This is a genomic window from Streptomyces sp. NPDC002181 (assembly GCF_042890485.1).
In the GTDB taxonomy this organism is placed as follows: domain Bacteria; phylum Actinomycetota; class Actinomycetes; order Streptomycetales; family Streptomycetaceae; genus Streptomyces.
In genome coordinates this window covers 207,462-220,594 of sequence record NZ_JBIASC010000002.1, presented here as the reverse complement: position 1 = coordinate 220,594, position 13,133 = coordinate 207,462, and the positions used below count along the sequence as shown (strand labels likewise).

General features: G+C 73.9%; 12 protein-coding genes. 3 read left to right on the top strand and 9 right to left on the bottom strand.

From position 1 onward, the window contains the following. Nucleotides 1-95: 95 nt before the first annotated feature. Genes egtD through egtA form a run of 4 tightly spaced genes read right to left on the bottom strand, consistent with a single transcriptional unit; the run spans nucleotide 96 to nucleotide 4,583 of the window. On the bottom strand, nucleotides 96-1,157 hold the full coding sequence (gene egtD, locus ACFYXV_RS07210) for an L-histidine N(alpha)-methyltransferase (RefSeq protein WP_385468899.1): 1,062 nt from the start codon (nucleotides 1,155-1,157) through the stop codon (nucleotides 96-98). Next, nucleotides 1,154-1,912 carry an ergothioneine biosynthesis protein EgtC gene (gene egtC, locus ACFYXV_RS07205; protein ID WP_385468902.1) on the bottom strand — a complete coding sequence of 253 codons (759 nt, stop codon included), beginning with the start codon at nucleotides 1,910-1,912 and terminating at the stop codon, nucleotides 1,154-1,156. The genes egtD and egtC overlap by 4 nt, the downstream gene beginning before the upstream one ends. Then, nucleotides 1,912-3,243, bottom strand: coding sequence for an ergothioneine biosynthesis protein EgtB (gene egtB / locus ACFYXV_RS07200; RefSeq protein WP_389382252.1), 1,332 nt, complete (start codon nucleotides 3,241-3,243; stop codon nucleotides 1,912-1,914). The genes egtC and egtB overlap by 1 nt, the downstream gene beginning before the upstream one ends. After that, the gene (egtA, locus tag ACFYXV_RS07195) at nucleotides 3,240-4,583 is read right to left on the bottom strand and encodes an ergothioneine biosynthesis glutamate--cysteine ligase EgtA (RefSeq protein ID WP_389382251.1); all 1,344 of its coding nucleotides are present in this window, start codon (nucleotides 4,581-4,583) and stop codon (nucleotides 3,240-3,242) included. Before egtA ends, egtB begins: the two co-directional genes overlap by 4 nt. A 134-nt stretch (nucleotides 4,584-4,717) precedes the next feature. Here egtA and ACFYXV_RS07190 point away from each other — a divergent pair, with 134 nt between their 5' ends. After that, nucleotides 4,718-5,560, top strand: a complete 843-nt coding sequence (locus ACFYXV_RS07190; protein ID WP_389382250.1) for a TIGR02452 family protein — start codon at nucleotides 4,718-4,720, stop codon at nucleotides 5,558-5,560. A 54-nt stretch (nucleotides 5,561-5,614) separates the two neighbouring features. On the opposite strand, the gene ACFYXV_RS07185 is transcribed toward ACFYXV_RS07190, so the two are convergent. From ACFYXV_RS07185 to ACFYXV_RS07175, 3 genes are all read right to left on the bottom strand, one after another. Further along, nucleotides 5,615-6,079: a type II toxin-antitoxin system PemK/MazF family toxin gene (locus ACFYXV_RS07185; RefSeq protein ID WP_385468912.1), complete on the bottom strand. Its 465-nt coding sequence runs from the start codon at nucleotides 6,077-6,079 to the stop codon at nucleotides 5,615-5,617. 42 nt (nucleotides 6,080-6,121) lie between these two features. Continuing rightward, complete coding sequence (locus ACFYXV_RS07180) at nucleotides 6,122-6,784, bottom strand: O-methyltransferase (RefSeq protein WP_389382249.1); 663 nt, start codon at nucleotides 6,782-6,784, stop codon at nucleotides 6,122-6,124. 97 nt (nucleotides 6,785-6,881) lie between these two features. Next, nucleotides 6,882-7,274, bottom strand: a complete 393-nt coding sequence (locus ACFYXV_RS07175) for a MerR family transcriptional regulator (protein WP_389382248.1) — start codon at nucleotides 7,272-7,274, stop codon at nucleotides 6,882-6,884. 116 nt (nucleotides 7,275-7,390) lie between these two features. On the opposite strand from ACFYXV_RS07175, the gene ACFYXV_RS07170 reads away from it, so the two are divergent. Then, the gene (locus ACFYXV_RS07170; RefSeq protein ID WP_385468921.1) at nucleotides 7,391-8,464 is read left to right on the top strand and encodes an alkene reductase; all 1,074 of its coding nucleotides are present in this window, start codon (nucleotides 7,391-7,393) and stop codon (nucleotides 8,462-8,464) included. Between the two features lie 121 nt (nucleotides 8,465-8,585). Further along, nucleotides 8,586-9,152, top strand: coding sequence for a pyridoxamine 5'-phosphate oxidase family protein (locus ACFYXV_RS07165; protein WP_385468924.1), 567 nt, complete (start codon nucleotides 8,586-8,588; stop codon nucleotides 9,150-9,152). A gap of 63 nt (nucleotides 9,153-9,215) precedes the next feature. Here the strand turns inward: ACFYXV_RS07165 and ACFYXV_RS07160 are convergent, their stop codons facing one another. Together ACFYXV_RS07160 and ACFYXV_RS07155 are read right to left on the bottom strand one after the other, a co-directional pair. After that, a complete protein-coding gene (locus ACFYXV_RS07160) occupies nucleotides 9,216-11,258 on the bottom strand; it encodes a calcium-binding protein (protein ID WP_389382247.1) in 2,043 nt (680 codons plus the stop codon). 164 nt (nucleotides 11,259-11,422) lie between these two features. Next, complete coding sequence (locus tag ACFYXV_RS07155) at nucleotides 11,423-12,937, bottom strand: FAD-dependent oxidoreductase (RefSeq protein ID WP_389382246.1); 1,515 nt, start codon at nucleotides 12,935-12,937, stop codon at nucleotides 11,423-11,425. Nucleotides 12,938-13,133: the final 196 nt, after the last annotated feature.

Here is a 13,133-nt window from a genome sequence, read left to right as displayed (position 1 = left end):
ATCGCCCGGGCCCGCGGGGTACGCGCCGAAGTACGGCTGCTGCCGCGGATCCCGCCGGGCCGGCACGCGGACCGGCGGGAGCTCGCGGCCGCGGCTCAGGCCGCCGTCGCCGTCGCGTCCGTCCCCGTCGTACCCGTCACCTCCGCCGTTCCCGCCTCCTCGCTCCTCGCGGGCGTGCCGGCCCAGCCGAACTCGCCCTCGGCCACCGCCAGGGACAGCGCGAAGCGACCCTCCGCATCCGTCCACCACTGAGTCAGCTCAAGACCGGCCTCGGCGAGTTCCTTCCGTACGCCCTCCTGGCGGAACTTCGCCGAGACCTCCGTCAGGATCTCCTCACCCGCCGCGAACGGCACCACCAGATCCAGCGCCCGTACCTTCACCACCAGCTCCGACCGGGCCCGCAGCCGCATCTCGATCCACTCCTGCTCCCGGTTCCACACCGCGACGTGGCGGAAGTCGTCGGTGCGGAAGTCCGCGCCCAGCTCCCGGTTGACGACGGCCAGCACGTTCTTGTTGAACTCGGCCGTCACCCCCTGCGCGTCGTCGTACGCGGCCACCAGCACGCCCTCGTCCTTGACCAGGTCCGTCCCCATCAGCAGGGCGTCCCCGGGCGACAGCATCGCCCGTACGGAGGCCAGGAACTCGGCGCGCTCCGGCGGCAGCAGGTTGCCGACCGTGCCGCCGAGGAACACCACCAGCCGGGGCCCCGGCGCCTCCGGCAGCCGCAACGGCTTCGTGAAGTCGGCCACCAGCGCGTGCACCCGCAGCCCCGGGTGCTCGGCCAGCAGCGTCCGCGCCGCCCCCTCCAGGGCGCTCCCGCTCACGTCCACCGGGATGTACGTGTCGAGCGCGGGCATGGCCTCGATCAGGTGCCGGGTCTTCTCCGAGGAGCCGGAACCCAGCTCCACGAGCGTGCGCGCCCCGCTCGCCGCCGCGATCTCACCGGCCCGCGCCAGCAGGATCTCCCGCTCGGCGCGCGTCGGGTAGTACTCGGGCAGCCGCGTGATCTCCTCGAAGAGTTCGCTGCCCCGGGCGTCGTAGAACCACTTGGGCGGCAGCACCTTGGGGGACACCGTCAGCCCGTGCAGGACATCGGCGCGCAGCGCGGTGTCGGCGGAGTGCTCGTCGAGGGTGCGGGTCAACTGGAAGTCGCTCACGGGGAGGTCTCCTTCAGCGGTGTCAGGTCGACCCGTGTGGCACGGGCGGTCAGCAGGGTCCGGTCGGGTACTTCGCACCAGCGGGCATCGTCGTCGTAGGGCTCGGACGCCACCACCGTGCGCTGCGCCTGTGCGTCGGCCAGGTACCAGAGCGAATCGCCCCAGGCCGTCGCGGCGATGCCGTCGCCGTCCGTCAGCAGCAGGTTGAGGCGGGAGCCGGGCGCTGCCGCCGCGAGCTCCCGCACCGGTTCGGCCAGCGCCGTGCCGAGGTCGTCCCCGTGCTGGAGCCGGTGCTGCACGAGGGCCCAGACCAGCGCCGAGTCCGTGCTCGCGGCCAGGGACAGCAGCTCCGCGGGGGGCAGGGAGGCGGCGAGCGGCGCCGCCGCGTCCGGCCAGTCCCGTACCGCGCCGTTGTGGCTGAACAGCCACGGCCCGGCGGCGAACGGCGCCGCGGCGGCCTCCCCGTCCGCCCCGAACACGGTGGCGTCCCGTACGGCGGCCAGCGCGGCCCGCGTACGGACGACCCGGGCCAGATCGGCGAAGTTGGCGTCCCCCCAGACGGGCCCGGACCGGCGGTAGCGCGCGGGGACCGGGTCGCCCTCCGCGTACCAGCCGACACCGAAGCCGTCGGCGTTGACCGTGCCGTGGCGCTGGCGGCGCGGCTCCCAGGACTGCCGCACAAGGCAGTGCTCGGGCTCGGTCAGCAGCCGGGCCAGGGGTATCTCCAGCCCCACGAAAGCGATGTGACGGCACATCAGGCATCCCTCGCGGTCCGGAACCCGGAGAAGATCTGCCGGCGCACCGGCAGGTCCCAGTTGCGGAACGTGCCCCGGCAGGCCACCGGGTCCACGGCGAACGAGCCGCCGCGCAGCACCTTGTGCTCCGGGCCGAAGAACACTTCCGAGTACTCGCGGTACGGGAAGGCGCGGAACCCGGGGTAGGGCAGGAAGTCGGAGGAGGTCCACTCCCACACGTCGCCGATCAGCTGGCGCACACCGAGCGGGGACGCCCCGGCCGGGTAGCTGCCCGCCGGGGCCGGGCGCAGGTGGCGCTGGCCGAGGTTGGCGCGGTCCGGGGTCGGGTCCTCGTCGCCCCAGGGGTACCGGGTGGAGCGGCCGGTGGCGGGGTCGTGCCGGGCGGCCTTCTCCCACTCGGCCTCCGTGGGCAGCCGGCGTCCCGCCCAGCGGGCGTACGCGTCCGCCTCGTACCAGCTGACGTGCAGTACGGGCTCGTCGGCGGGCACCGGCTCGGTCGCGCCGAAGCGGCGGCGCAGCCACTGGCCGGCCTCGCGGTGCCAGAACAGCGGGGCCTCGATCCCGTGCCGGTGGATCTGGTCCCAGCCCTCGGGGGCCCACCAGCGGTCGTCGCGGTAGCCGCCGTCGGCGATGAACGCCTGGTAGGCGGAGTTGGTCACCGGTGCCGTGTCGATCCGGAACGCCCCGACGTCCCGGGTGTGCGCGGGCCGCTCGTTGTCCAGCGACCAGGGCTCGGCCGAGGTGCCCATCGTGAACGGGCCGCCGGGCACCAGGACTTCGGTGAGCGCGGGCGGCGGTCCTTCCGGGGGGTCCGGTTCGGGCGCGGTGAGCACCGGCTCGCCGCGGCGCAGCTGATGGGTGATCAGCATGGTCTCGTCGTGCTGCTGTTCGTGCTGGGCGATCATCCCGAACGCGAAGCCGTCGTCCAGCAGGGCGGAGCCTTCGAGCGCCGTGCGCTCCAGCAGGTCGAAGACCCGGCCGCGGACCTCGGCCGTGTAGCGGCGGGCCTCCGCCGGACCCAGCAGGGGCAGGTTCGGCCGCTCGGCGCGGGGGTGGCGGAACGCGTCGTAGAGCGGGTCGATCTCCGGGTGGAGGGAGTCGTGGCCGGCGACGTTGCGCAGCAGCCAGAGCTCCTCCTGGTTCCCGATGTGGGCGAGGTCCCAGACCAGCGGGGACATCAGGGGGGAGTGCTGGGCGATCAGGTCCCGGTCGCTCACGGCGTCGGTGAGCAGGGCCGTGCGCGCGCGGGCGGCGGTCAGGGCCGTGAAGGCCCGCTCGCGCAGGGCCGCGGGGGTCGGGCGGGCGGGTTCGGCTGCAGGTGATGCGGTCATGAGCGGGCCCCCGTCGCGGTGAGCTGCAGGTATCCGTCGTCGGCCGGGCAGCGGCCGCGCAGTGGGAAGCGTTCGGTGAAGGCGCCGACCACGTCCTGGACGTGTCGGCTCGCGCCGAGGCGCGGCAGCGCCTGCGCGGCGGCCCGGAAGCAGGCGGCAGCGGCCGTGCGCAGCTCCGGATCGGCCAGGCCGTACCGGGCGGCGGACTGCCACAGGGGATTGCGCGGCGAGGGCCGGGGCCCGTGGGTGTCGGCCAGGGCCTTCGCGGCCCGGTACGCGCTCTCGGCCGCCTCCGGGTCGTCGAACAGCGCGTGGACGACGGCGACCGGTACCAGCCAGCCGTCGTCGCCGGGCTGGGCGTCGATCATCCGGAACTCCAGGTGCCCGCGCGGGCGCACCGGCGGGAACAGCGTGGTCAGGTGGTACTCCAGGTCCTCGGCGGTGGGCGGCCGCAGGCCGTCCGGGCCCGGGGCGCCCCCGCTGCCGCGGCCGCCGGCGGCTTCGCCGGCGCGGAGCCAGTCGCGGAAGGTCAGCCCGCGCGGGACCGGCCACGGCCCGTCCCCTTCCGACCGTACGCACATCACCTCGGTGTCCAGCGCGTGCCGGGTCCAGCCGGCCCGCGGTTCGGCGTCCGGCGGCGGGGCCAGCGAGCGCCGGGCGTCGAGGTCGTTCCAGATCCCCTGCCGGGAGCACCGCCATCCGGCGTACGGGCCCTCGTGCGCGGGGGAGTTGGCGAAGGCCGCCACGAACACGGCGCCCAGCAGGTGCGCCAGCCGCCAGCGCCGGCCGTACCCGAGCGGGCCGGGTTCCTCGTACCCGGCGTCCACGCAGACCTGGACGGAGGCGGAAGAGCACATCATGGCCCGCCCGGCCGGGCCGGTGCGGTCGAAGTAGGTCTCCATCGCGTCGTAGCGCGGGCTGCACAGCAGGCGGCTCAGCGGCCGGCGTGGATCGCGGCCGGTGCCGCACAGGACCAGGCCCCGGGACCGCAGGGCGGCCCGCACGGCGGTCAGGTCGGCCTGGAGGCCGTCCACGCAGCCGGAGAGGGAGGAGGCGGGAGCGGAGCTCAGTTCCAGCTGGCCGCCGGGCTCGATGGTGAAGCGGGAGTTCAGGGGCAGGGCGCGGGCCGCGTCGTGCGCGGCCGTCAACCGGTCGGGCGGCAGTATCTCGCCGGGCCGCTCGGCGTCCAGTACGAGCCATTCGAGCTCGGCGCCGAGGGTGCGGGGCGGGCCCGTTTTGAAACAGATGCCGTGGACGAGGTCCTCGGCGGCGGTTTCACTGAGAGTGGGCGCGTCGCCCGGGGCTAGGGGGTCTGGTGGCGCGTACGAGTCCTGTGGCATGGCAGGGTCTCCTGTCCACGGGTGTGACCTGACCATGCCTACCTACCCGTCCTTGCCGGCCCGAAAAGGGGGGAGCGGGCCACCGCGCGGAAAACCCTTGGCCGCGGGTGGTTCCTGCCGTCGATGATGGCGGCGTGAGCAGCAGATTGCGCGAGATCGCGCGGGAGAACGCGACCATCGTGGCGGCCGGCGGGTACCGGACGCGGTCGGGGCGGCAGGTCTCCCTCGCCGCCGCCCTGGCGGAATCCAGGGCCGGAACCAGGATATATGGGCCAAACCAGGTCATTCCAGACGAGGAGCTCCCCGCCGGACGGTACGGGACCGTCGTCGAGGTGACGCCGGAGAGCAGCACGGTCGCTGCGCGCAGGCTCGCCGCGGACGCCCCCGGCCCGGTCTCCGGGGCGGGGGTGGCCGCCTTGAACTTCGCCTCGGCCCGCAATCCCGGGGGCGGCTACGTCCGCGGGGCCAAGGCCCAGGAGGAGGCGCTGTGCCGCGCCTCGGCCCTGTACGAGACGCTGCTGGAGGCCCCGGAGTACTACGAGGTCCACCGCGCGGGAAGGAGCACGTTCTACACCGACCGGGTGATTCACTCGCCCGGGGTGCCCGTCTTCCGCGACGACCGGGGCGAGCTGCTGGAGGCCCCCGTCCGGGTGGGTTTCCTGACCTCCCCGGCTCCGAACGCGGGCACCATCCGCCGCCAGGAGCCGGAGCGCGCCGCCGAGATCCCGGCGGCGCTGGCTCGGCGCGCGGAGCGCGTCCTGGAGACGGCGGCGCTGCACGGGTACCCGCGGCTGGTGCTGGGGGCGTGGGGGTGCGGCGTGTTCCGCAACGATCCGGCGGAGGTCGCCGAGGCCTTCCGGGCCCTGCTGGCCGGTCGTTTCGCGGGGGTCTTCGAGCGGGTGGTGTTCGGGGTGCTGGACCGCGACCCCGCGCCGCGGGAGGCGTTCGAACGGGCCTTCGCCGGGTTCGGCGCGTAGGTCCGGCGGTGCCGGCGTGCGCGGCGGCCGGCCGGAACGGCCGGCCCGGCCCGCCTACCGCCAGCCGTAGCGCTCGCGGAGCCGGTTGACGACCAGCTGGAACCTGCCCCGGTCCAGGGCGCAGGCCTCGCGCCGCATGCCGTCCTCGTGCACGCGCAGCACCCGGTCCACGTCGACCCAGGACTCCCGTCCGGCGCCGTCCCAGGGTCCGGTTCCGATCGGCACCCACTCGCGGTCGTTGTCGTGCCGCTTGCTGGACAGCTGTACGGCGAGCAGCGTGCGCCCGCCCGCCTCCCGGGCGACGACCAGCACCGGGCGGTCCTTGCCGCGCCCGTCGTTCTCCTCGTACGGGACCCAGGTCCACACGATCTCGCCGGGGTCCGGATCGCCGTCCTTGTCGGGCGCGTACTCGGTGCGCACGGGCCCGATGGCGTGCGGATCGGCCTCGGTGGTGGCGGTGGCCCCGCCGCGCCCGGGCTGCTCGGCGGGGTCGGAGCTGTGGTGGGAAAGTGCCGTCATGCGGCCGAGGTTAGTGGTTCGGGCGGCCGGCCGGGGCGCGGTTCAGTCGGTGACGAGGGCCATGACGAGGCCGTCGTACCCCTTGCTGCCGACGGTCTGGAGGGCGGTCGCGGTCAACTTCGGGTGTTCGGCGATGAGTTCGGTGAAGCGGCGGACGCCCCGGACACGCGGGTCGGAGCTGTCCGGGTCGACGACGGCGCCGTCGCGGACGACGTTGTCGCCGATGATGACGCTGCCGGGCCGGGTCAGTTCGAGGGCCCACTTCAGGTAGTCCGGGTTGGACGGCTTGTCGGCGTCGATGAAGACCAGGTCGAACGGGGCGAGGCCGGTGAGCTGCGGCAGCAGGTCGAGGGCCGGGCCGCGCCGGATGTCGACCACGTCCGCCAGCCCGGCCCGGGCGACGTTCGCGGCGGCCACGTCGGCGCAGTGCGCGTCGACCTCCAGAGTGACCAGCCGCCCGCCGGTCGGCAGGGCCCGGGCGAGCCAGATGGTGCTGTAGCCGCCGAGGGTGCCGATTTCGAGGATGGTGCGGGCGCCGCGGATCCGGGCGAGGAGGTGCAGCAGCTTCCCCTGGTTCGGGGCGACCTGGTGCGCGGGCAGCCCGGCGGCCTCGGCATCCGTGTTGGCGGCGGCCAGCGCCTCGTCCTCCTCCACGAGCAGTCCGTCGAAGTAGTCGTCGACGGCCGTCCACGTCCGCTGCCCCATGAGCTCTCCCGATCCCCTCGACCCGCTTGTGAGTTCCCAAAAGGAACTTACATGAAAGCGGCTCCTTTCGACAGGTCGTCTCTCGGCAGGCCGTCTTTCAGCAGGCCGTCGCGGAGATGTCCGCGGCCGCCCGCAGGCCCTCCCGGTGTGCCCGGGTCGTGGCCATCAGGCCGTCGAGGGCGTCCCGGGTGCGGATGAGATCGGCGATGTGGCCCGAGAGCCGGTCGCGCTCCTGCGCCATCCGCGTCAGCGCGGTATCGGAGGCCTCCTCGCTGGGCGAATCCACGCACGGCAGCAGTTCGGCGATGGTCCGGCTGGACAGCCCCGCGGCGTACAGCCGCTGGATGAACACGACCCGCTCCACCCCCTCGTCGGTGTAGTGCCGCTGCCCACTGGCGCTGCGCGTGCTGGCGAGCAGGCCCTGTTCCTCGTAGTAGCGCACCGACCGGACGCTGACCCCGGCCCGCGCCGCGAGCTCCCCGATACGCATCTCGCCCTCCCCGGCTGTGAGTTGCGGCACACAGCTTGCCTCTGACGTCAATGTCAGGTTTTAGCGTAGCCGCCGTGCCCGACACACGGGCGCCGCGGACAGCAAGGAGCTCTACGGTGACGACGCTTTTCGACAGCCATCGACTCGGTGACCTGACCCTGCCGAACCGGGTGGTGATGGCCCCGATGACGCGGTTCCGGGCCGCCGCCGACGGTCTGGCGACACCGTCGATGGCGACGTACTACGCCCAGCGGGCCACCGCCGGGCTGATCGTGACCGAGGGGGTGCAGCCGAGCCTGATCGGCCAGTCCGGCCCGGGGACCCCGGGACTGCACACCGACGAGCAGGTCGACGCGTGGCGCCCGGTGACCGCAGCGGTCCACGCCAACGGCGGACGGATCTTCGCCCAGATCATGCACGGCGGCCGCGTCTCGCACCCCGACACCACGGGCACGCAGCCGGTCGGGCCCTCGGCCGTCGCCGCGGTGGGCGACGTGTTCACCGCGGCCGGACCCCGTCCCGCGCCCGTACCGCGCGCCCTGGACACCGCCGAGGTGCCCGAGCACGCCCGCTCGTACGCCGAGGCCGCCCGGCGCGCCGTCGACTCGGGCTTCGACGGGGTCGAACTGCACGGCGCCAACGGCTATCTGATCTCGCAGTTCCTCTCCTCCAACGCCAACCTGCGCACGGACCGCTACGGAGGCTCGGTGGCGGGCCGGATCCGGTTCGCCGTCGAGGCGGCGGCCGCCACCGTCGACGCCGTCGGCGGGACCAGGACCGGCATCCGCCTCTCCCCGGGCGGCACGTTCTGGGGCGTCGCGGAAACCGAGGTCCCCGAGCTCTACGCGGCGCTGCTCGCCGAACTCGCCCCCCTCGACCTGGCGTACGTCCACCTCGAAGCGACCTCCGGCGAGGACGTGCTCCTCGGCCTGCGCCGCGCCTGGCCGGGCACCCTCATCGTGAACCCGACCCTCCCGATGGGCCCGAAGCAGACCGGCCGGACCGACGCGGACCACTGGCTCGGGCTCGGTGCCGACCTCGTCAGCTTCGGCCGCGCCTACATCGCCAACCCCGACCTGGTCGAGCGACTGCGCCTCGCACTGCCCGTCGCCCCCGCGGACGAGGCCACGTTCTACAAGGGCGGCGACGCCGGTTACCTCACTTACGGGTCGTACCAGCACACGCACTGACCGCGCGCCCACCCTCCGCCTCCCCCCCCGCCGCCACGTGCGGGCAGACGGGCGAAACGGGCGCGGCGGGGGTTTCCGCGGGGGGAGCGGGTCGTTACGGGACGAGGAAGGGAGGTCCGCCATGCCCGCACACGGACCCGAGAAGCACCCCGCGGCGACCGAGCTGGACGCCCGCTACAGCTCCGCCCTCAACCCCCGCCCGGGAGCCGCGGACGTCACCGCCACCGACTGGGCCGAGGCCCTGCGGCAGTTGGAGGGCGCCGAGATCTTCTGGGCGTCCACGGTGCGGGCCGACGGCCGGCTGCACGTCACTCCCGTGATTGCCGCATGGCACGACGGGGTGCTGTACTTCTCGACCGGCCCGGACGAGCAGAAGGCGAAGAACCTCGCCCATGACGGCCACTGCGCACTGACCACCACCACGGGTGGGAACTCCCTCACCGAGGGCCTCGACCTCGTGATCGAGGGCACGGCCCGGCCGGTCTCGGATCCGGCGGCGCTGGAGGAGGCGATCACGGCGTACGAGACGAAGTACGGCCCCCACATCACCTCCTCCGAGGGCACCTTCCACGGCATGGGGGACGCGCTGCGCAAGGGCGACGCGGTGGCCTTCGCACTGCCCCCGTCCACGGCCTACGGATTCGGCCGCGACAACGGCGTCTACACCCACACCCGCTGGACGTTCTGAGCGACGGCGGAGAGCCGTCGCCGGGTTCGCGGCGACGGCTCTCCGGCGAGGGGGTCAGGGGTGTCAGGGGCAGCTGGTGCGGGTGTCGCCCGGGTCCGTGGTGCAGGTGTCGGTGCCGGGGCCGCCGTTGGCGCTGTCGTTGGCGGAGACTCCGTCGGTGGTGGTCAGGCGGTCGTTGCCGTAGTCGCCCGTCAGGGTGTCGTTGCCCGGGCCGCCGTTGACGGTGTCGTCGCCGAAGCCGCCGTCGAGGTTGTCGTTCCCGTAGCCGCCGTACACGGTGTCGTTCCCGTAGCCCGCGCGGATCGTGTCGTTGCCGCCGAGACCGCAGATCACGTCGGTGAAGTAGCCGCCGGTCAGGGTGTCCGCGCCGACGGTGCCGATGATCGTGCACCCGTGGGCGTTGTTCACCGAGGTCGTAGCCGCCCTCGTGTTGTTCGCGGTCGACGGGTCCTGCTGCGCCGCGCTCACGACCGCCGTGTTCGTGATCGTGCCGGTGGACCGCGGCTCCGCCGTGATCGTGACCGTCGCGCTCGCGCCCGGGGCCAGGGAGCCGAGGGCGCAGCCGGTCCCCGTCGCCGTCGTCGTGCACGTACCCTGCGAGGCGGCCGCCGAGGTGAGGGCCACCCCGGCGCCGCTGAGGGTGTCCGTCAGCGTGACGCCGGTCGCGGTGGCGGTGGAGGCCGCGGAGTTGGAGACCGTCACCGTGTACGAGGCGCGGTCGCCGATGCTCACGGTGGCCGCGGGGGCTTGAGTCACCGACAGGTCCGCGCTCGGCGGCGGGGGAGGCGTGGTGCCGTCGCCGCCCTGGTAGCGGGCGAGGGCGAAGGCGAAGCCCGCGCCGAAGCCCGCCGCGACGATCTTGCCGTCCGGCTGTACGAGCACCCCGCGGGCCTCGTCCCAGTCCTGGAAGCCCGTGACCACGAAGCCGTCGCCGCCGAAGCCGGTGTCCACCGTGCCGTTGGTGTTGAAGCGGGCCAGGCCGAAGTCGTTGGCCTCCTGGCTGTTCGGGTCGTCTGCCTGCCCCGCGATGACGATCTTGCCGTTCGGCTGGAGCGCCAGGGCGTTGGCGCCTCCGCCGTCACCGGGGAAGTGGACCGAGGTGCGCCCGGCGGTGCCGAAGCCGCCGTCGGGGCTGCCGTCGGCGTTGTAGCGCAGCAGGGCGACGCCCACCGCGCCGGATCCCGCGGCGACGATCTTGCCGTCCGGCTGCACCGCCACGGCGTTGCCGAACTCGGTGCCGCCGAAGTTCGCGGTCACCATGCCGTCACCGCTGAAGGACGGGTCGAGGCTGCCGTTCGGCAGGTAGCGGGCCACGCCGATGTCGAAGTTGGTGTTGCCCACGTACCCGACCGCGACGATCTTTCCGTCCGGCTGGAGGGCCATGCGGCGGGCGATGCCGCCGGCGTCCTGGGGCGACGCGGGCGTGAAACCGGCGACGACCGCGCCGTCGCCGCCGAGCCCCGGGTCCAGGTGTCCGGCGGTGTCGAGGCGGACCAGGGCGAACCCTCCGCCGCCGCCCTTGCCCGCGGCGATGATCTTCCCGTCGGGCTGCACCGCCACGTCCGCGCCGTCCGCGGACCCGCCGAACTCCTCGACCCGTACGAGGCCGCCGTCGCCGAAGCCCGAGTCCAGGCTGCCGTCCGTGTTGTAGCGGGCCACGGAGAAGAAGCAGCAGCCGCCGCCCTCCTCCGGGACCTCGGTGGTGCCCGCCACGACGATCTTCCCGTCCGAGGGCTGGATCGCCACCGCGTTGGCGGAGTGGGACCCGCCGCCGAAGTCGCTGGTCACCGTGCCGTCCCCGGCGAAGCCGGAGTCGAGAACGCCGTCGGCGTTGTACCGGGCGAGCGCGAAACCGGCCTCGCTCAGCCCGACCACGACGAGCTTGCCGTCGGCCTGCCGCGCGATGTCGTGGCCTTCCGCGTATCCGGGGAACGCGGTGACCACCCGGCCGTCGGGTCCGAAGGACGGATCCGGATCGCCGGGCGCGGCCAGCGCGGAGCCGGGCAGCGCCAGTACGAGCGCCAGGCCGAGCGCGGCGGCCAGCACCCCGGTCCTCCCGCCGGTTCCGCGGCGGCGCCGCGCAAGTCTCAAGTGTGCGTGGGTCATGGGCGTACCAACCTCCGGCCTCGCGGGGTGCAGGGAGCAGCGCACAGCTTCGTACGGGAGCCCGCCCGCGCCCCGCGAGACGTGCCGTGCCGCGCCCGCCCGGCCCCGGGAACCACCCCGGCGGGGGAGCGCGCGGGTGGTGATCGCCGGGGTGGGCCGCGTACTCAGCGGGCGGCGGCCCCGAACCATTTCGGCAGGTGGGCCAGCAGATCCCGCTGGTCCTCGCCCACCCACACGACGTGGCCGTCCGGGCGCAGCAGTACGGCGGGCACGTCCAGTTCCTCGCTGACGTCGACTACGTGGTCGACCCGGTCCGACCAGCCGGCCACCGAGAGCCGGCCCGTCTGATCCAGCAGCAGGCCCCGGCCGCCGTGCGTGAGCCCGTAGAGGCGGCCGCGCCCCAGCGCCACGTCCCGCATCCGCCGGCCGAGCAGTTCACGGCCGCCGCGGGCCCGGTCCTGCCCCCGGTCCTGGCCGGAGCCGTGGCCCGGGCCCTCGGCCTCGCCCCCGTTCTCCCCCGTGCTCTCGCCCTGGCCGACGTCGTAGCGGACGGAGATCGCGGTGATCTTCTCGATCAGGTACCGGTTCACCTCCTCGAAGTCCACCAGTTCCGCGAGCAGTCGGCGTACCGCCCGCGCACCCGGCTCCGTCGACATCAGCTGGATCTGCGCGCGGGTGTTGTCCAGTACGTCGGCGGCCACCGGGTGGCGTTCCGCGTGGTAGCTGTCCAGCAGCCCCTCCGGTGCCCAGCCGGCGATCTCGGCGGCCAGCTTCCAGCCGAGGTTGAACGCGTCCTGGATGCCGAGGTTGAGCCCCTGCCCACCGGTCGGCGGGTGGATGTGCGCCGCGTCACCGGCCAGCAGTACGCGGCCGACCCGGTAGCGCTCGGCCAGCCGCGTCGCGTCGCCGAAGCGGGAGAGCCAGCGCGGCGAGTGCGCGCCGAAGTCCGTGCCCGCGAAGGCGCGCAGCTGCTGCTTGAACTCGTCGAGGGTCGGCGCGGCGGCCCGGTCCTCGGCCACTCCCTCGGCGGGCGTGACGACGCGGTAGAGGCCGTCGCCCATCGGCATGGCGCCGAACCGCAGCTGCTTCCGGCGGACTTCGGCCACCACGGAGGCCACCGTCTCCGCCGGTTCGGCCAGCTCCATCACGCCGAGCAGGGTCTCGACCCGGGAAGGCTCCCCGGGGAAGTCGACGCCGAGCAGTTTGCGGACCGTACTGCGGCCTCCGTCGCAGCCGACGGCGTAGCGGGCGCGCAGCCGCGTTCCGTCGGCCAGCTCGACGCTCACCCCGTCGCCGTCCTGGCTCAGCCCGACCACCTCGCGGCCGCGCCGGATCTCCACGCCGGTCTCGGTGGCGTGCTCGGTCAGCAGCCGCTCGGTGACCTCCTGCGGGATGTGGAGGACGTACGAGTGCGCCGTGTCCAGCCGCTCCGGCCAGCAGGTGCCGAGCCCGGCGAAGAAACCGCCGACCCTGAACTGCCGGCCGAGCGGGAGGAACCGCTCCAGCAGGCCGCGCTGGTCCATCACCTCGATGCTGCGTGCGTGCAGGCCTTGGGCGCGGGACTGACGGGTCGGCTCCGCCTCCTTCTCCAGCACGAGCACCCGCACGCCGTGCAGCCTCAGCTCACAGGCCAGCATCAGGCCGGTCGGCCCGCCGCCGACCACGATCACGTCCATCAAGAAAACCCCCGGTTGCGTTGAAAAGGCGCAGGTGGTCGACGATTGTGCGGGGTGGCGGGGGCCTTGCGGCAAGCCCCCTGCTGCGCTATATGTTGAGAGTGGCAAGGAGTGGGTTACCTCCTTGCCCTTCTTTTTTGAATCAATCCGGTCCGGGCGGGTGGGACCGGGCGCCGGCGGTGGGAACGATCCGGCGGGC

Bases quoted from the DNA above. Each gene is read 5' to 3' on its own strand.
- egtC (WP_385468902.1), bottom strand. From the start codon at position 1,912: ATGTGCCGTCACATCGCTTTCGTGGGGCTGGAGATACCCCTGGCCCGG.
- egtB (WP_389382252.1), bottom strand. From the start codon at position 3,243: ATGACCGCATCACCTGCAGCCGAACCCGCCCGCCCGACCCCCGCGGCC.
- egtA (WP_389382251.1), bottom strand. From the start codon at position 4,583: ATGCCACAGGACTCGTACGCGCCACCAGACCCCCTAGCCCCGGGCGAC.
- ACFYXV_RS07185 (WP_385468912.1), bottom strand. From the start codon at position 6,079: ATGACGGCACTTTCCCACCACAGCTCCGACCCCGCCGAGCAGCCCGGG.
- ACFYXV_RS07180 (WP_389382249.1), bottom strand. From the start codon at position 6,784: ATGGGGCAGCGGACGTGGACGGCCGTCGACGACTACTTCGACGGACTG.
- ACFYXV_RS07175 (WP_389382248.1), bottom strand. From the start codon at position 7,274: ATGCGTATCGGGGAGCTCGCGGCGCGGGCCGGGGTCAGCGTCCGGTCG.
- ACFYXV_RS07165 (WP_385468924.1), top strand. From the start codon at position 8,586: ATGCCCGCACACGGACCCGAGAAGCACCCCGCGGCGACCGAGCTGGAC.
- ACFYXV_RS07160 (WP_389382247.1), bottom strand. From the start codon at position 11,258: ATGACCCACGCACACTTGAGACTTGCGCGGCGCCGCCGCGGAACCGGC.